Source organism: Micromonospora sp. DSM 43699, from assembly GCF_055517075.1.
Map to the genome: position 1 here is coordinate 58,204 of NZ_JBTMMT010000006.1, position 18,086 is coordinate 76,289.

Sequence of the window (18,086 nt, forward strand, 5' to 3'; positions counted from 1 at the left end):
TGGTGGGTGCCGTGCCGGCCGGCTTCGCCGTGCGGTCCGAGATCGACCGGGACGCCTTGGCGGTCGCCACCGGGCTGCGGTACAGCCCCGTCCACGCGTCGGGTCCGGTAACGCCCTGACGGAGTGCGGAGGACAGCCCGGTGGCCGGTACGATCAGCCGGTGGACCTGGACGACATCGCCGCCCGACTCGGGTTGCCCGTCGAGGAGGTCGAGCGGGTGCACCGGCTCGCCGGTGACCGACCGTCGACCCCGCTGCCCGCCAGGGCCGACGCGTCGGAGATCCTCGACCGGCTCGCGGTACGACCGGACGACGCCGCCGAGATCATGGCCGGCTGGCCCGACCCCGACTCTCCCCTGTGGACCCCGGAGCTGCGCTGGCTGCTCGACCGCTCGACGGCCCTGGTCCGCGCCGACCTCGGCGGTTACGAGTGGCTGTCGCCCGGCCCGGAGCTTCCCCGCGACCGGGGCCCCGCCTGGCGACACCTCTACGTGTACGGCTACCTCGCCCTGGTCGACGTGGTCACCGGGTTTCACCGCGAGCACGGCATCGCCGGGTCCGTCTCCTGGACGACCCTCGCCGACCTGGGCCGCAACCTGGCGATCGACAGGCGGATGCACGGCGAGGGCTGGCCGGTCATGCAGAGCTGGTTGACCCTGCACGTCCGTGGCGGCCTCTACGAGCTGGGCCGGCTCCAGCACCAGCGTGGTGGCAGCGCCATCGACCTGCACATCCCGGACGCGGGGCCGCTGACGCCGGAGGCGGTCGACGCGTCGCTCGACGCGGCCCGGGAGTTCTTCCCCCGGCACTTCCCCGACGAGGACCACACCGCCTTCTCCTGCGGCTCCTGGCTGCTCGATCCGCAACTGCGGGACTACCTCCCCGAGGACTCCAACATCATCCGGTTCCAGCGCCGGTTCGAGTTGCAGCCCTACGTGCCGCAGGACGGGCCGGACGCCGACGTCGAGGTACTACGGTTCGCCTTCCGTACGCTCAGCACGCCGCTCGACCAGCTACCCCGGCGTACCGTGCTGCAACGCGCGATCGTCGACCACCTGACGGCCGGCGGTCACTGGCACTGGCGGCACGGCCGCTTCCCGATCTAGAGCCGGGGCGTCCGGGGCCCGCCGGTCGGATGCGGTGCCGGACCGCCCGCCCGGGTCGACGGTGGACAGTCCCGCGGAGGACGATCACGCCGGGGACTGCCCTGACCCGTCGGGATCGTCGTCGGAGCGGGGCTGCTCCAGCCGTCCGGCGATCTGTTCGAGGGCGGCGAGGTCCCGAGGGGCTAGCCGGTCGATGAGGTGCCGCCGTACCGACTCGACGTGGACCGGTGCGGCGTCCCGGAGGGCGGCCCGGCCCGGTGCGGTCAGCACGAGCAGGCAGCCCCTGCCGTCGGCCGGATCCGGTGCGCGGCGCAACAGCCCGCGCGCTTCCATCCGGCTCGCGTGCCGGGACAGCCGGCTGCGTGACCAGCCCATCTTGTCGGCCTGTTCGCCAAGCGTGCTGGTCTGTGCGTGTTGTTCCGACAGGGTGCTCAGCACCTCGTAGTCGGCTTCGGAGAGGCCGATCACCGCCAGGTCACGCGCGGTGCCGGTCTGGACGGCGACCATCACCCGCCGCCAGGCCCGCCAGGCCCGTTCCTCGGCCGGCTCCAGCCAACGGGCCGACCCCGACTTAGTTGACATGTAATCAATCTAGCATCTAGCCTTCGTTTCTATGTCAACGAGACCGCTTCGCATTCTTGCGCTGACCTGCAGCACCCGCCCCGGCGCGCTCGGCCCCGAGGTGGGGCGGTGGTTGCTCGAAGCGGTCTCCCCCCGGGCCGCCGAGCTCGACGTCGAGGTGGTGCCGGTGGCGCTCGGCGACCTGGAGCTGCCGTTCCTCGACGAGGAGGAATCCCCGTCGTCGGGTGTCTACCGGCACGAGCACACCCGCCGGTGGAGCGCGACCGTCGACGCGGCGGACGGCTTCATCGCGGTCACCCCGGAGTACAACCACGCGATGCCGGCGACCCTGAAGAACGCGTTGGACTACCTCGGCAGCGAGTGGGCGTGGAAGCCGATCGGCTTCGTCAGCTACGGCTACACCGCGGCCGGCACCCGGGCGGTGGCGCACGCCAAGCAGGTGGTCACCCCGCTGCGCCTGGTGCCGACGGGCGCCACGGTCGCCATCGGCATCGGCGACGCCGTGGTGGACGGCCGGCTGCGGCCGGACGCCGGCCGGGACGCCACGGGTGTCGCGCTGCTGGACGAGGTGGTCCGGCTGGCCCACGCCCTGCGGCCGATGCGCGAGCGCGGGCGGGCCGACAGTGTGCCCGGCCCGCTGCCGGGCTCCTACGCGAGGCGGCTGACCCCGCACGACGCCCCGGAGGTCACCGTGCTGCAACGGTGCTGCTGGACCGAGGAGGCGGTGGCCAACGACACGCTTGCCATCCCACCGCTGCACGAGTCGCCGGAGGAGGTACGGGAGTGGCTGGAGAGCTGGCACACCACCGGCGTCTGGCGTGACGGCCGGCTGCTGGGCATGGTGCGGATCCGCACCGACGGCACCGACTGCCACCTGGGCCGGCTCGCCGTCGTGCCCGACCTGCGCGGCCGGGGGCTGGGCCGGTGGCTGTTGCGGGCCGTCGAGGCCACCGCCGGGCCGCAGTGCCACCGCATCCTGCTGTTCACCGGCACCCGGAGCCTGCGCAACATCGACCTCTACCGGAGCGTGGGCTACCAGCCGGTGCCACTGACCAGCCCGGACGGCACGGTCTGCCTGGCCAAGGAGCTGTCCGCGCCGGTCAGCGCCCCTGCCACTCCCCGGTGGGGGTGAGCGGGACGGGGCTGGGTCGCCGCACCGTCGTGGTCAGCGCGATCCGCCGACCCTCGGCCGCCGCCCGCAGCAGGCCCGTCATCGTGTCGAGCACGTGCAACGCCAGGTCACCGCCCGCCCGGGGCGCCCGCGTGGCATCGGCCCGGACCGCGTCGATCAACCCGAGGCCCCGGGCGCCCTCCCGGTAACCCGCCGACGGCGGGAGCACCCGCCATCCGTCACCGCCGAGCGGGCAGAGCCGGACCTCGCCGTCGAAGTAGTTCGGATCGGGCACCGCCAGGGTGCCGGTCTCCCCGTGCACCTCGATCGGCGCGGCCGTCGTGGTGACCCCGTCGAAACTCGTGGTGATGGTGGACAGCACACCGCTGGCGTGTTCGAGCACGCCGCTCACATGGGTGTCCACCTGCACCGGGATGCGCTGGCCCAGGCGTGGGCCGGAGCCGACGACCCGCTCGGGGCGCAGCCGGCTGGCCGCCGCGGTCACCGCGCGTACCGGCCCGAGCAGGTGGATCAACGCCGAGAGGTAGTACGGGCCCATGTCCAGCAACGGGCCACCCCCCGGGGCGTAGTAGAAGTCGGGGTGCGGATGCCAGCGCTCGTGCCCGGGGGTGACCATGACGGCCGAGGCGGCCAGCGGACGCCCGATCAGCCCGCCGTCGATCGCCGCACGGGCCGTCTGCGTCCCGGTGCCCAGGACGGTGTCCGGCGCGCAGCCTACCCGGACGCCGGCCGCTGCGGCCCGGTCGACGACCGCCCGACCGTCCGGGAACGTCACGGCGAGCGGCTTCTCGACGTACACGTGCTTGCCCGCGTCGATCGCGGCGAGCGAGATCTCGGCGTGCGCCGCGGGGATGGTCAGGTTGAGCACCGTCTGCACGTCCGGGCGGGCGAGCAGGTCCGCGACGCCCACCGCCGCGGCACCGGGGATCGTGGCGGCGGCCTCGGCCGACCGGGTGGCGTCCAGGTCGGCCACCGCGACGATGCTGATCTCGGGGTGGTGCGCCAGGGTGTCCAGATAGGCGCGGGAGATGACCCCGAGTCCTACGATGCCGACGCGGTGCGGGTCGCCCACAGCATCCCCCTCTCGATGACGGTCCGCACGGACGGGTGTTCCAGCACGTCGAGGCTGTGACCCGGGGTCGTCACGACGACCCGGCCGGCGCCCCAACGTCGGGTCCAGATCGCCGGCGAGGTGACCGGCCGGTGCCAGGGGTGCCAGTCCCGGGTGGGGTGGACGGTGGTGGCCAGCACGTCGATCAGGTCGTCGTGCAGCACCCAGTACTGCTCGGTGACCAGCTCGATGTCGGCGATCCCGGCGGTGACCGGATGCTCCCGGCCGAGGTCGGTGACCGTCACCGTGTGCGGCAGGAAGTTGTCCTCCTCGCCCCCGCTGCGCTCGCAGGGCTGCCGACCCGGATGGGTGGCGAACTGGCCGCCCACCAGGTGCAGGTAGTCCGACGAGGCCCGGAAGGCGTCCACGATGCCGCCGTGCCAGCCGGTCAGGCCCGTCCCGGCGACCACCGCCGCACTCAGGCCCGCCACCTGCTCGGCGGTGATCTCCGCCATCGTCATGCACTGTACGACGAGGTCGGTGTCGGCCATCGCGGCGGCGTCGGCGTAGACCTCTGTGGACTCCTCGATCCGCACGGTGTAGCCGTTGCCTTCGAGGAAGGGGAGGAACAGCTCGGTCGCCCGGACCGGCTGGTGCCCCTCCCATCCACCGCGTACCACAAGTGCTCTGCGCTGCGTCACCCTCGCTCCCCTCCACGGTCAGTCGCCCACCGGGCCGGCCGCTCCCGCCCCGGCGAAGTGCGCCGACGACCCTGCCGGCCGGGCACCGAAACCGTACTCGTATCCACCGACACGATTGGTCCCGGACGACCTCTGCCTCGACGCGGTCACCCGGGAGGCGTCGTCGTCCCGGCGGTGCGGCGGGCCGGTGTTCGTCCGCCGCGGTAAACAGCTTCCTGACAGTCGACGGTGATGCTCGGTTTCGGCGAGATCGCCGTAGAGCCGACCGGAAGGCGTCACGATGAGGAAGCAACTGATGGCCGCGCTGTTCACCGCCGTGCTGATCGGCGGCACAGGGTGCTCGGCCGCCGGCGACGACCGGCCCGAGGCCGGTGCCACCACGCAGCAGGCGGAGGTGGCCACCCTCCATACCGGCCCGCCCACTCCCACCACGTCGGCGACGCCGCAGGCCGAGCGGCCACGGGAGCGCCTGGACGACACCGAGGAGGACACCAAGGCGCGCTACAAACCGTACGAGAAGTGCATGCTGGAGCACGGTGTCGACGTCCACAGGGAACGTGCCGGCACCACCAAGTCGGGCAAGGTCGGCGAGGCGAGCAGGGCGTGCGACGCCCTGATGCCGCTGCCGCCGTGGGAGCTGGACCCGGCCAACCCGGAGGCGAAGGACTTCGCGCGGGACGTGGTGAAGTGCCTGAAGGAGAAGGGCGTCCGGTACGTCGAGGTGGGCTCGGACGGCACGGGCTGGGCCTTCGGCGGCAAGGACAACGACTCGGACTCGATCTCCAAGGGGTTGAAGTACTCCCCGGCGTGTGAGCGTGAGGTCGCCGCGAAGCGGAAGTAGCCGCGAGCGCGGGAGGTCCACGACCGCCCTGCCACGGTGGCGTCGTCCCGACCGGGGCGACGCCACCGGCCGCGACGTCCCGGGACACGAACCATGACGGCCCGGATGCGGACCGCGACGGTTCCGAGTGCCGACGGCAGCCCTGCGGGCCGATCGTGACACCGGTTTGTCAGGAACCGGTCAGGGGCCGGGATGACCTTCTTCTCACGGTCGCCGGGTCCCCACCCCACCCGTCCACCGAACTGCGGAAGGACCGGAGGACACCCGGTGTCACCACCTTTCGCAGGATTCGCACCCCGGTGACCTGCTCTATATTCCCCACCATGTGCGCACACGTGATGCTCGCGGAGGACGACGAGCGGCAGGCCGAGGCGCTGCGCCGGTACCTCGTCGCGGCGGGTCACCGGGCGACGATCGTGGCCGACGGTGAGACGGCCCTGCGCCAGGCCCGGGAACAGCCGTTCGACCTCCTCCTGCTCGACGTGATGCTGCCGAAACTGGACGGCATGCAGGTCTGCCGGATGATCCGCCAGGAGTCGGACGTGCCGGTGCTGATGCTGACCGCGCGGTCGGCCGAGGACGACCTGCTGCGCGGGCTGGATCTGGGCGCCGACGACTACATGACCAAGCCGTACAGCCCGCGCGAGTTGGTCGCCCGGATCCGGACGCTGCTGCGTCGGGTCCGGACCGCACCCCAGCAGTCGCCGGTGCACCGGCTCGGGCGGCTCACCGTCGACGAGGCCCGCCGCCTGGTCACCGCGGGGGATGCCCCGGTCGACTGCACGGCCGGCGAGTTCGCCATCCTCGCCGCGATGATCCGTCAGCCCGGTCGGGTGTTCAGCCGTGGTCAACTGCTGGAACACACCCGGGGCGTCGACCGGGAGTCGACCGGGCGCACCATCGACGTCCACGTGATGAACCTGCGCCGCAAGATCGAGGCCAACCCCCGCCGGCCGCAGCAGCTGCTGACCGTCTACGGCGTCGGTTACAAGCTGGGTGCCGGCACGTCGTGAAGCGGCAACGGGTCCCCCTGCACCGCAGCCTGGTGGTGCGGCTGCTGGCCACCTCGCTGCTGGTGGCGGTCTGCGCGATCCTGGCCACGACCTGGCTGGCCGTGCAGTCGACCACCCGGGCGATCCGACAGGAACAGGGCCGCTCGCTCGCCGACGACAAGAGCATCTACGACACGCTGTTGACCCACGCCGCCACCCACCGGGACTGGACTGGCGTGGAGGCGGTGCTCGCCGGGCGGGCCGACCGGCTCGAACGCCGGATCACCCTGATGACCCCGGACCGGCAGGTGATCGCCGACTCCGCGCCGGACGGCCCGTCGTTGCAGACGGCCCGACCGTCGGCGACCGTCGACCCGTTGCAGGTGGACCTCGGCCTGACCGGCGGGACCGAGCGCACCGATCCGCGCGCGGTCGGGCCGTACCGGCTGACCAAGCGGGAGAGCACCACCACCCGGGACCTGGCCACCCGGCAGCTCGGCTGCGTCCAGGCCGAATCCACGGCGGACGCGAGGGTGGTGGTCGGTCCGACCGGACGGGCCTCGGTGCAGGTGACCGACGCGAGAGACCGCGGCATCGTCGAGTTCTGCCTGCCTGCGGAGCTGACGGAGCCGTTGCCGAGCGAGGCCGACGGGATCACCCAACTGGAGACCCTGACCAAGAGCTGCCTCCGCGAGCTCGGAGCACCGACCCGGGTCGAGATCAGGGCGGACCGTACCGCGGTACGCAGCCGTGACTCCGGATTCGACAAGCAGGTCGACGGCTGCCTGCAGAAGGCGCGCACGGCCCAACTGCGCGCGTACGTGGCGCCACCGGCGTTGCTGTTCGTGACCGACGAGGCCCAGGGTGGCGCCGAGCCGGTGTTCAACCTGTCCCGGGCGAACGTGGTGCGCATCGCCCAGGTGACCGGAACGGTGCTGGTGGCCACCGTGCTGATCACCGTGCTGGTCGGGCGGCGGCTGGTCCGACCGCTGCGGGCGCTCACCGACGCCACCCGGCAGCCGATGGCCGAACCGGCCCGGGTGCCGGTGACCACCCGCGACGAGATCGGCCTGCTGGCCACCGCGCTGAACGACCTCGCCGCCCGGCGCGAACAGACCGAGGCGCTGCGCCGGAACATGGTCAGCGACGTGGCGCACGAGTTGCGCACCCCGCTGACCAACATGCGCAGTTGGCTGGAGGCCGCCCAGGACGGTCTGGCGCAGCTCGACACCCAACTGCTCACCCTGCTGCTCGACGAGGCGCTGCTGCTGCAGCACATCATCGACGACCTGCGGGACCTGGCCGCCGCCGACGCCGGCGACCTGCGCATCCACCGCGAGCCGTACTTCGTGGCCGACCTGCTGGAGCAGGTCGTCGAGGCGCACCGGGGCGCCGCCGAGGCCGCCGGGGTACGGCTGCGCACCTCGGTGGGCACCGACCTGGAGATGGCGGTCGACGGCGCCCGACTGCGCCAGATCGTCGGCAACATCGTCGCCAACGCGGTCCGGCACACCACCCCGGGCGGCTCGGTCGTCGTGCACTGCGCCGTGCGCGACGACCAGTTGGCCATCGCGGTGTCCGACACCGGAACCGGCATCGACCCCGCCGACCAGGCCAGGATCTTCGACAGGTTCTGGCGGGCCGACGACTCCCGGGCCCGCAGCACCGGCGGCAGCGGGCTCGGCCTGTCCATCGCGCGCAAGCTCGTCGAGGCGCACGACGGCACGATCGACGTCGAGAGCGTCCTGGGTCAGGGCAGCACCTTCACCGTCCGACTACCGATCGTCGTCCCGGCCCGCTCCTGACCCGTGGTCCGGGGATGGCGGCGTCAGGTCAGCAGCGCCGGTCGCAGCTCCGCGCCCACGTTGATCGTGCCGACCACCCGGTCACCGGTGAGGTCGAAGACGTTGACGGTCCGGTTGCTGCGCATGAGTTCCCGGGTCGACGGCGGCAGCGACGGTGGCTCCTTCATCGCCGCCCGGACGTCCCGGGCGGTCGAGATCAGTCGACCGACCAGCGACGCGCCGTCGTGGTCGACCCGTACCCGGCCGTACTCCCAGCCGCAGGTGGTGAGGTCGAGCACCTCGAACAGGCAGGCGAGCAGCGGGTGGGGGTCGGTCGCCCGGACGAACTGCGGGGCCCGACCACCGATGACCGTGGCGGCGGCGGTGACGTGCACGTACGGGTGGAGGCCGCCCGGCAGCGCGAACAGCGGCCAGTGCAGTTGGGCACCGGCCGCCCGCCACAGTGGTCGGTAGTTGCGGCGGTCGACCGGGAACCGGTGACCGCCACGCCGGTACAGCTCCGCCGTCTGGGCCAGCAGGTCCGCATGGGCCGCGTCGGCGAACTCACCGACGATCGTGGCCGCCACCGCCGCTCCGTCGCCGTCGTCGAGCCGGCGGACGATCTCCGCCACCTGTTCGGCCGACCGGACCGCCAGGTGAGCGCCGTACCGCTGCCGCACCTCGGTCAACAGCGCCGCCTGCCGGACCGGATCGTCCTGGACCTGCCGGCCCCCGCCGCCCAGTACCCGCCCGAGCCATCCCATGTCGCCTCGTCTCCACCGCCGTCACCGACCGCAGCCATGCTAGTGCGCCCCGACGTCAGAGACAGCTGACGCCTGTCAGTTCCTCGGCCGCCGTCCAGAGCCGACGGCCGACGGCGGGATCGGCGGCCTCCCGGCTGAGCCGGGCCTCGGCGACCGGTCCCCATGTCTCCCCGAGCCGGGACGGACCGAAGAACTGGCCGCCCCGTACCCCGGGGTCGGTGGCGGCACGCAACTGCGGCAGCGCGCCCCGCTCCACCGGCTGGGTGGCCAGCAGGCCGAGCCACGCGATCACCCGGCCCCGCCGGCCCCGGTGTTCCCACGCCCGGGGAGTCAGGTTGGTGCGGGTGACGCCGGGGTGGGCCAGCGTGCTGAGGACAGGTGATCCGGTGGCGCGCAGTCGGCGGTCCAGCTCGACACCGAAGACGGTGGTGGCGAGCTTGGACCGGCCGTAGGCGGCGGCGGCCCGGTAGCCACGTTCGAACATCAGGTCGGCGAAGTCCAGGTGTGCGCTCCGGTGGGTGATCGAGCTGAGACTCACCACCCGGGCCGCCCGCGCCGCCGCCAGGTTGCCGAGCAGCAGGCCGGTCAGCGCGAAGTGGCCCAGCAGGTTGGTGCCGAGGTGCGCCTCGAAGCCGTCGGGCGTGGTGCGGCGCGGGCCGAGCAGCACCGCACCGGCGTTGTTGACCAGCAGGTCGAGCACCGGATGATCGACTGTCAGCTTCGCCGCGAACGCCCGTACCGAGGCGAGGGAGGCCAGGTCCAGCTCGCGTACCTCGACGTCGCCGTCCATCCGGCGGGCGGCCTGCTCCCCGGCGGCGGTGTTGCGGACGGCGAGCACGACGTGCGCGCCGTGGCGGGCCAGTGCGGTGGCGGTGACCAGGCCGAGGCCCGAGTTCGCGCCGGTCACGACGGCGGTACGGCCGTGCTGGTCGGGGATGTGGGCGGCGGTCCATCCGGTCATCTGCTGCTCCTGGGAAATCGGGGTGGAGCGACGACGTTAGGAGCAATCCGGGCCGGATCGGTCGTTCCCGGTTGCCCAGGTCTGCCGGACCTACCTTCACCGGTCCGGGCCGCGACACACTTGCGGCATGACCCATCCGTACGCCCGCGAACTCGGCGATTTCCTGCGCGCCCGGCGCGGCCGGCTGCACCCCCGCGACGTCGGCCTGGAGCCGGGCGGCCGACGTAAGGTCACCGGGTTGCGGCGTGAGGAACTGGCCCTGCTGGCCGGGTTGAGCACCGACTACTACCAGCGGATGGAGCAGGGCCGCGAGGTCCGCCCGTCCGACGACGTGTTGGACGCGCTCGCCGGCGCGCTCGGCCTCGACGACGAGGAACGCCGGCACCTGTTCACCCTGGCCCGCGCCGCCCGCCGGCCGGTGCCCGTCCGGGTGGACCCCGGCCCGGAGCGGGTGCCGGAGAGCACCCGACGGCTGCTGCTGGTGCTGGACACCCCGGCGGTCGTGCTCGGCCGACACCTCGACCTGCTCGCCTGGAACCCGTGGGCGACGGCGCTGCTCGGCGACCCGGAGGGCTACCCGCCCGACCGGCTCAACATGCTCCTGCTGATGTTCGACGACCCGACGACCGCGTCGCGGCGCTGCGCGGCGTGGGAACAGCAGGCCATGGACTACATCGGCATGATGCGTGCCGCCGTCGCCACGGACCCCACCCACCCCCGGGCCACCGCGATCGTCGGCGAGCTGAGCATCCGCAGCGCCGAGTTCCGACGGCTGTGGGCCCGGCACGACGTGCGCGCTTCGGTCAGCGGCACCAAGACCTTCGAGGTCCCCGAGGTCGGTGACATCGTCCTGGACTGGGACACCTACCCGCTGCCCGGCAACCCCGGCCCGGTCATGCTGGTCTTCACCGCCGCGCCGGGCAGCCCCGACGCCGACCGGCTACGGCTGCTGGCGTCACTGCGCGCGACCGGCCGGGCGGGTGAGAGTGATCCGACACGCCGACGCGACATCTAGTGTTGCTTCTCCCCAGGGGACGCCATATATGGTGTCCCACGCAGCTGGTTCGACCGGGCCTGAACGGCCCGGTCGAGGCAACAGGGAACCCGGTGTAAATCCGGGACTGCCCCGCAGCGGTGAGTGGGAACGACCGCCGTCATCGAGCACTGGGCCGCGAGGTCTGGGAAGCGACGGCCAGTAGGCGACCGGTGGAACCCGGTCAGGCCCGCGAGTCCGAAGACCTGCCAGTGCGCCGTGCGCTGCTGCGTGCGGCGGTCGGAGGTCGCGCGGGACGACCGACGCCAGCAACCGGGCCGGCCGCCGCGCCGCGCCCGTTGGCGTTCTCCCGCGTCCGAGGGCCATCGGTGACAGCGAGGAGAGGTCATGACGAACGTAGCGGAGAGCCCCCCGTCCGAGGCCGACGGCGCGGAGCCACGCCGGCCGGCGATGCGGGTACGCAAGCGCAACGGCGACACCGAGCCGGTGGACGTCAACAAGATCGTCAAGGCGGTCGAGCGGTGGGCCGCCGACCTGGACGAGGTGGACCCGCTGCGGGTGGCGACCAAGACGATAAGCGGCCTCTACGACGGGGCGACCACTGCCGAGCTGGACAAGCTGTCGATCCAGACGGCGGCGGAGCTGATCGGCACCGAACCGCAGTACTCCCGGCTGGCGGCCCGGCTGCTGGCCGGCTACGTGGAGCAGGAGGTCCGCGGGCAGGCGGTGGCGAGCTTCAGCCAGTCCATCCGGTACGCCCACGGCCTCGGCCTGATCTCCGACGACACCGCCGCGTTCGTGGCCCGCAACGCCCGCACCCTCGACGACGCGGTCGACCCGGCGGGTGACCTGCGGTTCGAGTACTTCGGACTGCGCACGGTCGCCGACCGGTACCTGCTGCGGCACCCCGAGTCGCGGCTGGTGGTGGAGACCCCGCAGTACTGGCTGCTGCGGGTGGCCTGCGGGCTGTCCACCACGCCCGACGAGGCGGTCGGGTTCTACCGGTTGATGTCGTCGCTTGCCTACCTGCCGAGTTCCCCCACGTTGTTCAACTCCGGCACCCGGCACACGCAGATGTCGTCGTGTTTCCTGGTCGACTCGCCCCGCGACGAGCTCGACTCGATCTACGAGCGCTACCACCAGGTGGCGAAGCTGTCCAAGTTCTCCGGCGGCATCGGCATCTCCTGGTCGCGGGTACGTGGCCGGGGCGCGTTGATCCGGGGCACCAACGGCCGGTCGAACGGGATCGTGCCGTTCCTCAAGACCCTCGACGCCGGGGTGGCGGCGGTCAACCAGGGCGGCCGGCGCAAGGGGGCCGCCTGCGTCTATCTGGAGCCGTGGCATCCGGACGTCGAGGAGTTCCTGGAGCTGCGGGACAACACCGGCGAGGAGGCCCGGCGTACCCACAATCTCAACCTGGCCAACTGGATTCCGGACGAGTTCATGCGCCGGGTCGAAGCCGACGCCGACTGGTCGTTGATCGACCCGTCGGACGCCCCGGAGCTGCCCGACCTGTACGGCGAGGAGTTCGACGCCGCGTACCGGGTCGCGGAGAAGAAGGCCATCCGGACGGTCAGGGCCCGGGACCTGTACGGGCGGATGATGCGCACCCTGGCGCAGACCGGCAACGGGTGGATGACGTTCAAGGACCCGGCCAACCGGCTGTCCAACCAGACCGGCGCCCCGGGCAACACGATCCACCTGTCCAACCTGTGCACCGAGATCCTCGAGGTGAACAGCGACACCGAGACGGCGGTCTGCAATCTCGGGTCGGTCAACCTCGGCGCGCACCTGGCCGGGGACGGCGTCGACTGGGAGAAGCTGCGCGCCACGGTGCGTACGGCTGTGGTGTTCCTGGACCGGGTGATCGACATCAACTACTACCCGGCCGCGCAGGCGGCGGCGTCGAACCCGCGCTGGCGACCGGTCGGGCTGGGGCTGATGGGCCTGCAGGACGCGTTCTTCGCGCTGCGCCTGCCGTTCGACTCGGTGGCGGCCAGGGAGCTGTCCACCCGGGTGCAGGAGGAGATCTTCCTGACCGCCCTGGAGACGTCGACCGGCCTCGCCGAACGGTTCGGCACGCACCCGGCGTACCACGAGACCCGGGCGGCCCGGGGTGACCTGCACCCGGACCTGTGGGGGGTCGAACCCACCCAGGTCGCGCGGTGGGCCGCGCTGCGTGCCCGGATCGCGGCGCACGGGCTGCGCAACTCGCTGCTCGTCGCGATCGCCCCGACCGCCACCATCGCGTCGATCGCCGGCTGCTACGAGTGCATCGAACCGCAGGTGTCCAACCTGTTCAAGCGCGAGACCATGTCCGGCGAGTTCCTCCAGATCAACACCTACCTGGTGCGGGAGCTGAAGGCGCGCGGGCTGTGGACGCCGGAGATCCGCGACCAGATCAAGCGGGCCGAGGGGTCGGTGCAGGGGATCGTCGACCTGCCCGCCGAGGTGCGGGAGCTGTTCCGCACCGCGTGGGAGCTGCCGCAGCGGGCGCTTGTCGACCTGGCCGCCGCGCGGGCACCCTACATCGACCAGTCGCAGTCGCTGAACCTGTTCCTGAGCGCGCCGACCATCGGCAAGCTGTCCTCGATGTACCTGTACGCCTGGAAGTCCGGCCTGAAGACCACCTACTACCTGCGGTCGCGTCCGGCGACCCGGATCCAGCAGGCCACCGTCACCGTCGCCCCGGTCGTCGCGGCCGGCGACGCCGAGGCGCTGGCCTGTTCCCTGGAGAACCCCGAGAGCTGCGAGGCGTGCCAGTGACCATCGTCGACGAACCCCGCACCGACGGGCGGCACCTGCTGCTCGACCCCGGCATGGACCTCACCCTGCGGCCGATGCGTTACCCGCACTTCTTCGACAGGTTCAAGGACGCCATCAAGAACACCTGGACGGTGGAGGAGGTCGACCTGCACTCCGACCTGGCCGACCTGGAACGGCTCTCGCCGGCCGAGCGGCACCTGGTGTCCCGGCTGGTGGCGTTCTTCGCCACCGGCGACACCATCGTCGCCAACAACCTGGTGCTCAACCTCTACCAGCACGTCAACTCCCCGGAGGGCCGGCTCTACCTGTCCCGGCAGCTGTTCGAGGAAGCCGTGCACGTGCAGTTCTACCTGAACCTGCTCGACACGTACGTCCCCGACGAGCAGGAACGCTTCGCCGCGTTCGCCGCCATCGAGAACATCCCCTCGATCCGGCGCAAGGCCGAGTTCTGTTTCCGCTGGATCGACTCGGTCTTCGGCCTGCGCGAGCTGAACAGCCGCGCCGACCGGCGGGCGTTCCTGCTCAACCTGATCTGCTTCGCCGCCTGCATCGAGGGGCTGTTCTTCTACGGCGCCTTCGCCTACGTCTACTTCCTTCGGTCCCGGGGCCTGCTCAACGGGTTGGCCTCCGGCACCAACTGGGTGTTCCGCGACGAGTCGATGCACATGGCGTTCGCCTTCGACGTGGTGGAGACCGTCCGGCGGGAGGAGCCGGAGCTGTTCGACGCCGAATTGGAGCAGCAGGTCACCGAGATGCTCGCCGAGGCGGTCGAGTGCGAGGTGCAGTTCGCCGAGGACCTGCTCGAACAGGGCGTCTCCGGGTTGTCGCTGACGGACATGCGGGCGTACCTGGAGCACGTGGCCGACCGGCGGCTCGCCCAGCTCGGCATCGCGCCGCGCTACGGCGCACAGAACCCGTTCGCGTTCATGGACCTGCAGGACGTGCAGGAGCTGTCGAACTTCTTCGAGCGGCGGGTGTCGGCATACCAGGTGGGGGTCAGCGGCAGCGTCACCTTCGACGACGACTTCTGACCCGGTCGGGCCGCAGCCCGGCCGACCGTGCCCGGGTGCACCGTTCACCGGCCGGGCCGGTTCCTGAGCGGCAGCCCGGTCCCGGTGGCGGGTACGCCACCGGGCCGGGCTGCGGCTCGCTTCGGTCTCAGGGGCCGGTGTTGTTGAACACCTCGATCTCGGCGAGGCCGATGTTGACGGTGGAGCTGATGACCCCGGTGACGGTGAGCTTGACGCTGGTCACCGTCTTCGCCGCCGGAAGAATGATCTCGGTCGGGCCGCCGCCGTTGTCGAGGGCGCCGACCGCCGTGGAGGTGCCGTCGCTGAACAGCAGGGTGCCGCCGGTGATCTGGTCGTAGGGGTTGGGCCGGTCGTAGAGGACGATCCGGCGGATGGTGCGCGGGCTCGACCAGCTCAGGGTGAGCTGGCTGTTGACGCCGCCGGAGACGGTCGCCCACTCCCGGGTCGGGTCGTCGGGCCAGCCGGCGACCACCCCGTCGACCGCCTTGGCCGCCGTCTGCCCGCTGCCGGTGTCCTGGCTGGTCGCGGTGACGGTCGCCGTCCGGGCCAGGTTGGGGCCGAGCACCTTGTACTGCCGCTGGAGGAAAGCCGGGTAGTCGTAGCCGCCGCAGGTGGGCAGGCTGGTGCAGGCCCCGTCGTCGTACTGGCCGTAGGCGAAGAAGGCCGCGGACTTGCCGGCGACGTCGGTCGACCCCAGGTTCGCCGGATAGTTCTTGATCTTGTAATCGTGGTAGCCGGTGAAGGTGGGCGAGCCGACGTACGCCTGCTCGGCGGCCTGGGCGAAGTAGGCCGCGGCGTGGTGGTCGCTGTGGTCGCCGTCGCCGAAACTCCCCACGTGGTCCTGGGTGTTGACGGCGTCCGGCTGGTAGGCCGCCATCAGCCCGGCGAGGGTGTTGATCAGACTGGTCCGGCTGTAACTGGACGAGCCGGTGCCCAGCGACGTGATCGTGGAGATGTCGTTGAGCCAGAGCTTCTGCAGGCTCTGCGAGCCGGTGTTCGGGTGGCCCGTGCCACCGGGATAGCCGTCGGGAAGCCGGAGGAAGGCCAGCGAGACGGTGGGCTTGCCGGTGAGGGTGAAGACCGGGATCGGATGCCCGGTGATGCCGGCGTCCGCCTGGGTCCAGGTGTTGGCGACCCCGGCCATCTGGGCGTAGGCCACCTTGGCCCCGGTCTCCCGACCGCCCCAGTAGGTGCTGTCCCGGCCGGCGTCGCCCGCCGTGACGAAGACCGTGCGGACACAGCGGTTGGCCTGCACGTCGTGCAGCAGGTCCGGGCTGAGGAAGAGCAGGTCGTCGTCCTGGTGGGCGACCACGTTCATGATCGCGCCCTGCGGACAGCTCGGGCTGGCCTGGGCGGCGGGCGGTCCACCCAGGGCCGCTGCCGCGCAGCTGGCAGCCAGTGCGACGGCCAGGGCCCGGCGGAGCGGGCGGCCTGAAGAGCGATGTGGACGCAGGTCGGATCGACGCACAGTTACCTCCCCGTAGCAGTAGCGTGCGAACTCTTTCTATCATGGACAGCCGCCTATCTCTGCCCGCCCTGAGCGACCACCGCAGGAAAGCCGGGACGACTCGACGCACGCCGCTCCGACAGACGTTCGTCCGTTGGTGTCCGCGCCCGCTCACGCCGTTCGGGGCGGCAGCAGACCCGCGCGAAGGACCGACATGCGGTACGACCCACCGCTGCCTATGGTGGAGCGATGGCTTCGCGATCCACCTCGGCGGGGTCGAACGGCGGTGGCTGCGGTGGGGTTTCGCGGCCGAGGACGTGTCACCGTTTCCGGCCGACGGCGAGGAGTGGGTCGTCACGCCCGACGACTCCCTGAACACCGTCACCCGGTGGTACCAGGAGGAGATCCGGGCGGTCGACGCCGTCGTCGAAGGGGTGCCGCTGGACCGACGGTCCCGGGTCGGCGGCCGGTTCCACACCTCGGCCGAGGCCCCCACGCTACAGCGGATCCTCTTCCATCTCGTGCAGGAGTACGCGCGGCACGTGGGGCAACTCGACGTGGCCCGGCAGTTGATCGACGGCACGACCGGCGAGTAGCCGGCCGGCCTCGCCCGGATCACTCGTCATGGCCCTCCTCCACGCCGTCCGGGGTGATCGCACCGTCGTCGTGCTCCCCTTCCAGATAGACGTGCTGATGGCCCTGACCGGCATCGACGTTGACCTGATCGAGCTGGGTGGCGGCGACCGACCAGGCGGTGGCCGCCTGGACCGCCTGCCGTTTCGCCAGAGCCGTCAGCGCGGCGCGTTGGCTGGCCGGGCCGGTGACCGCGAGGAGGTACGACTCCACCGCCAGGGACGCCTGCTCCACGGCGCCGCGCAGCCCGCCGCGCGCCACGTTGGTGGCGGTGGTGCCCGACGGCGGGTTGGCGAACGGCTCCGCCGCCCGCGTCAGGACCTGCTGCCACTGGCGGGCCTGCTCGGGGCCCGGCTGCCGATCGACGGGCACGTCCGCCCGGAGGGCGACGAGAATGGGTGAGATCTCCTCCCGCAGGCGGCGGGCCGTCGCCGTCAGCTCGGCGATCTGCTTGCTGTCCCGCTGCGTCTCGGCCCGACGGATGTCGGCGATGGACGACTCCACCTCGTCCGGTCGACCGACCGTGTAGCCCACGACGCCGCCCAGGAGAGCGACGACGAGCCCGACCGCCACGACCACGCCGAGCCGGGTCAGCCGACGGGAGCGCGGGGCAGGCGCGGACAGTTGGTAAGAGGGCCTACCGGTGCGGCGTGACACGATGTCTCCCTGCGTCGACGGAGCCTGGTCGCAGCCTAGCCGTCCCGTCCGAGGCCGGTCGATACCCGACGAGAGTCCCCGCAGGGCGTCAGGTCAGTCGCCGTCACCCGGACGGGCCACCGGCTCGCCGCCGATGCAGCCGACCTTCACCTCGAACTCCCCCGCCGGGCCGGCGAAGGTCACCTCGGCGTCGTCGTCCGGCCCACGGTCGACGTCCTTCACCCGGTAGTCCTGCGCCGGTGCCCAGGTGACCAGCCGGACGTCGGTCCCCACGCACTCGGCGACCGCCGTACCGCCCGCGGTGGAGAAGCTACGGCGCAGGCCGGGTGCCGTGGACGGGGACGACGGCGTGGCGGAGACAGCCGACGGGGACGACGGCGTGGCGGGCACCGCGCTCGGCGGCACCGCCGTCACCGGGGTCGGTTCCGGAGCCGCCAGGGCCCGCTCGACCTCGGCCTGGCTGCGCACCCCGCCGGGCGTGCCGGTGATGCTCTCCCCGACCAGGCGGATCGCGGCCACCCCGATCAGGGTGGCGAGCACGGCGGCGGCCAGCCAGCCGGCGGTGGCGAGGAGCGTACGGCGACCCATGCCCCGACTATGCCCGACCGCCCGCTAAGCCGAGCACGGCAGCAGGATAAGTGGAGG

Annotated in this window: 17 protein-coding genes and 1 riboswitch; of the genes, 9 read left to right on the forward strand and 8 right to left on the reverse strand. The window is 72.0% G+C overall.

The genetic code is table 11. The annotated features are described in order from the left end of the window. The first annotated feature begins 160 nt into the window (after positions 1 to 160). The gene (locus AC0AIB_RS05195) at positions 161 to 1,105 is read left to right on the forward strand and encodes an acyltransferase domain-containing protein (RefSeq protein ID WP_465096121.1); all 945 of its coding nucleotides are present in this window, start codon (positions 161 to 163) and stop codon (positions 1,103 to 1,105) included. 84 nt (positions 1,106 to 1,189) lie between these two features. Here AC0AIB_RS05195 and AC0AIB_RS05200 read toward each other — a convergent pair whose 3' ends face one another. Beyond that, positions 1,190 to 1,687, reverse strand: coding sequence for a MarR family winged helix-turn-helix transcriptional regulator (locus tag AC0AIB_RS05200; RefSeq protein WP_465096122.1), 498 nt, complete (start codon positions 1,685 to 1,687; stop codon positions 1,190 to 1,192). A 31-nt stretch (positions 1,688 to 1,718) separates the two neighbouring features. Between AC0AIB_RS05200 and AC0AIB_RS05205 the strand changes: the two genes are divergently transcribed. Beyond that, positions 1,719 to 2,819 (forward strand): GNAT family N-acetyltransferase, encoded by a 1,101-nt coding sequence (locus AC0AIB_RS05205; RefSeq protein ID WP_465096123.1) that lies wholly within the window; start codon positions 1,719 to 1,721, stop codon positions 2,817 to 2,819. Here AC0AIB_RS05205 and AC0AIB_RS05210 read toward each other — a convergent pair. Both AC0AIB_RS05210 and AC0AIB_RS05215 read right to left on the reverse strand, forming a co-directional pair. Next, a complete protein-coding gene (locus tag AC0AIB_RS05210) occupies positions 2,788 to 3,891 on the reverse strand; it encodes a Gfo/Idh/MocA family protein (protein ID WP_465096124.1) in 1,104 nt (367 codons plus the stop codon). The two genes, AC0AIB_RS05205 and AC0AIB_RS05210, sit on opposite strands and share 32 nt — an antisense overlap. Further along, entirely contained in the window at positions 3,861 to 4,571 is a 711-nt protein-coding gene (locus tag AC0AIB_RS05215; RefSeq protein ID WP_465096125.1) for a ThuA domain-containing protein, read from the reverse strand. The genes AC0AIB_RS05210 and AC0AIB_RS05215 overlap by 31 nt, the downstream gene beginning before the upstream one ends. Positions 4,572 to 4,851: 280 nt before the next feature. On the opposite strand from AC0AIB_RS05215, the gene AC0AIB_RS05220 reads away from it, so the two are divergent. The 3 genes from AC0AIB_RS05220 (at position 4,852) to AC0AIB_RS05230 (ending at position 8,209) form a co-directional block, all read left to right on the forward strand. Further along, the gene (locus tag AC0AIB_RS05220) at positions 4,852 to 5,412 is read left to right on the forward strand and encodes a hypothetical protein (protein WP_465096126.1); all 561 of its coding nucleotides are present in this window, start codon (positions 4,852 to 4,854) and stop codon (positions 5,410 to 5,412) included. Between the two features lie 323 nt (positions 5,413 to 5,735). After that, positions 5,736 to 6,425: a response regulator transcription factor gene (locus AC0AIB_RS05225; protein WP_328348150.1), complete on the forward strand. Its 690-nt coding sequence runs from the start codon at positions 5,736 to 5,738 to the stop codon at positions 6,423 to 6,425. Further along, positions 6,422 to 8,209 (forward strand): sensor histidine kinase, encoded by a 1,788-nt coding sequence (locus AC0AIB_RS05230; protein ID WP_465096127.1) that lies wholly within the window; start codon positions 6,422 to 6,424, stop codon positions 8,207 to 8,209. The genes AC0AIB_RS05225 and AC0AIB_RS05230 overlap by 4 nt, the downstream gene beginning before the upstream one ends. 23 nt (positions 8,210 to 8,232) lie before the next feature. On the opposite strand, the gene AC0AIB_RS05235 is transcribed toward AC0AIB_RS05230, so the two are convergent. Together AC0AIB_RS05235 and AC0AIB_RS05240 are read right to left on the reverse strand one after the other, a co-directional pair. Continuing rightward, positions 8,233 to 8,952 carry a hypothetical protein gene (locus AC0AIB_RS05235; protein ID WP_465096128.1) on the reverse strand — a complete coding sequence of 240 codons (720 nt, stop codon included), beginning with the start codon at positions 8,950 to 8,952 and terminating at the stop codon, positions 8,233 to 8,235. A 55-nt stretch (positions 8,953 to 9,007) separates the two neighbouring features. Continuing rightward, positions 9,008 to 9,913: an oxidoreductase gene (locus AC0AIB_RS05240; RefSeq protein WP_328348156.1), complete on the reverse strand. Its 906-nt coding sequence runs from the start codon at positions 9,911 to 9,913 to the stop codon at positions 9,008 to 9,010. Between the two features lie 127 nt (positions 9,914 to 10,040). Between AC0AIB_RS05240 and AC0AIB_RS05245 the strand changes: the two genes are divergently transcribed. The 3 genes from AC0AIB_RS05245 (at position 10,041) to AC0AIB_RS05255 (ending at position 14,704) form a co-directional block, all read left to right on the forward strand. Further along, positions 10,041 to 10,928 (forward strand): helix-turn-helix transcriptional regulator, encoded by an 888-nt coding sequence (locus AC0AIB_RS05245; protein WP_465096129.1) that lies wholly within the window; start codon positions 10,041 to 10,043, stop codon positions 10,926 to 10,928. Between the two features lie 26 nt (positions 10,929 to 10,954). Continuing rightward, positions 10,955 to 11,175: riboswitch (cobalamin riboswitch) on the forward strand. A 119-nt stretch (positions 11,176 to 11,294) separates the two neighbouring features. After that, positions 11,295 to 13,673, forward strand: a complete 2,379-nt coding sequence (locus tag AC0AIB_RS05250; protein ID WP_465096130.1) for a ribonucleoside-diphosphate reductase subunit alpha — start codon at positions 11,295 to 11,297, stop codon at positions 13,671 to 13,673. 53 nt (positions 13,674 to 13,726) lie between these two features. Beyond that, positions 13,727 to 14,704 (forward strand): ribonucleotide-diphosphate reductase subunit beta, encoded by a 978-nt coding sequence (locus AC0AIB_RS05255; protein ID WP_328348830.1) that lies wholly within the window; start codon positions 13,727 to 13,729, stop codon positions 14,702 to 14,704. Between the two features lie 127 nt (positions 14,705 to 14,831). Here the strand turns inward: AC0AIB_RS05255 and AC0AIB_RS05260 are convergent, their stop codons facing one another. Next, on the reverse strand, positions 14,832 to 16,172 hold the full coding sequence (locus AC0AIB_RS05260) for a PIG-L family deacetylase (protein WP_465096131.1): 1,341 nt from the start codon (positions 16,170 to 16,172) through the stop codon (positions 14,832 to 14,834). 41 nt (positions 16,173 to 16,213) lie between these two features. Here AC0AIB_RS05260 and AC0AIB_RS05265 point away from each other — a divergent pair, with 41 nt between their 5' ends. Then, positions 16,214 to 16,747: a mycothiol transferase gene (locus AC0AIB_RS05265; RefSeq protein ID WP_465096132.1), complete on the forward strand. Its 534-nt coding sequence runs from the start codon at positions 16,214 to 16,216 to the stop codon at positions 16,745 to 16,747. A 19-nt stretch (positions 16,748 to 16,766) separates the two neighbouring features. Here AC0AIB_RS05265 and AC0AIB_RS05270 read toward each other — a convergent pair whose 3' ends face one another. After that, positions 16,767 to 17,441 (reverse strand): hypothetical protein, encoded by a 675-nt coding sequence (locus AC0AIB_RS05270; protein WP_328348166.1) that lies wholly within the window; start codon positions 17,439 to 17,441, stop codon positions 16,767 to 16,769. Between the two features lie 93 nt (positions 17,442 to 17,534). Further along, positions 17,535 to 18,029 (reverse strand): septum formation initiator, encoded by a 495-nt coding sequence (locus AC0AIB_RS05275; RefSeq protein ID WP_465096133.1) that lies wholly within the window; start codon positions 18,027 to 18,029, stop codon positions 17,535 to 17,537. Positions 18,030 to 18,086 lie beyond the last annotated feature (57 nt).

Coding starts and splice junctions, on each gene's coding strand:
- AC0AIB_RS05205 (WP_465096123.1), top strand. CDS start 1,719: ATGTCAACGAGACCGCTTCGCATTCTTGCGCTGACCTGCAGCACCCGC.
- AC0AIB_RS05275 (WP_465096133.1), bottom strand. CDS start 18,029: ATGGGTCGCCGTACGCTCCTCGCCACCGCCGGCTGGCTGGCCGCCGCC.
- AC0AIB_RS05250 (WP_465096130.1), top strand. CDS start 11,295: ATGACGAACGTAGCGGAGAGCCCCCCGTCCGAGGCCGACGGCGCGGAG.
- AC0AIB_RS05245 (WP_465096129.1), top strand. CDS start 10,041: ATGACCCATCCGTACGCCCGCGAACTCGGCGATTTCCTGCGCGCCCGG.
- AC0AIB_RS05255 (WP_328348830.1), top strand. CDS start 13,727: ATGGACCTCACCCTGCGGCCGATGCGTTACCCGCACTTCTTCGACAGG.
- AC0AIB_RS05225 (WP_328348150.1), top strand. CDS start 5,736: ATGTGCGCACACGTGATGCTCGCGGAGGACGACGAGCGGCAGGCCGAG.
- AC0AIB_RS05265 (WP_465096132.1), top strand. CDS start 16,214: ATGGACAGCCGCCTATCTCTGCCCGCCCTGAGCGACCACCGCAGGAAA.
- AC0AIB_RS05240 (WP_328348156.1), bottom strand. CDS start 9,913: ATGACCGGATGGACCGCCGCCCACATCCCCGACCAGCACGGCCGTACC.
- AC0AIB_RS05220 (WP_465096126.1), top strand. CDS start 4,852: ATGAGGAAGCAACTGATGGCCGCGCTGTTCACCGCCGTGCTGATCGGC.
- AC0AIB_RS05235 (WP_465096128.1), bottom strand. CDS start 8,952: ATGGGATGGCTCGGGCGGGTACTGGGCGGCGGGGGCCGGCAGGTCCAG.
- AC0AIB_RS05200 (WP_465096122.1), bottom strand. CDS start 1,687: ATGTCAACTAAGTCGGGGTCGGCCCGTTGGCTGGAGCCGGCCGAGGAA.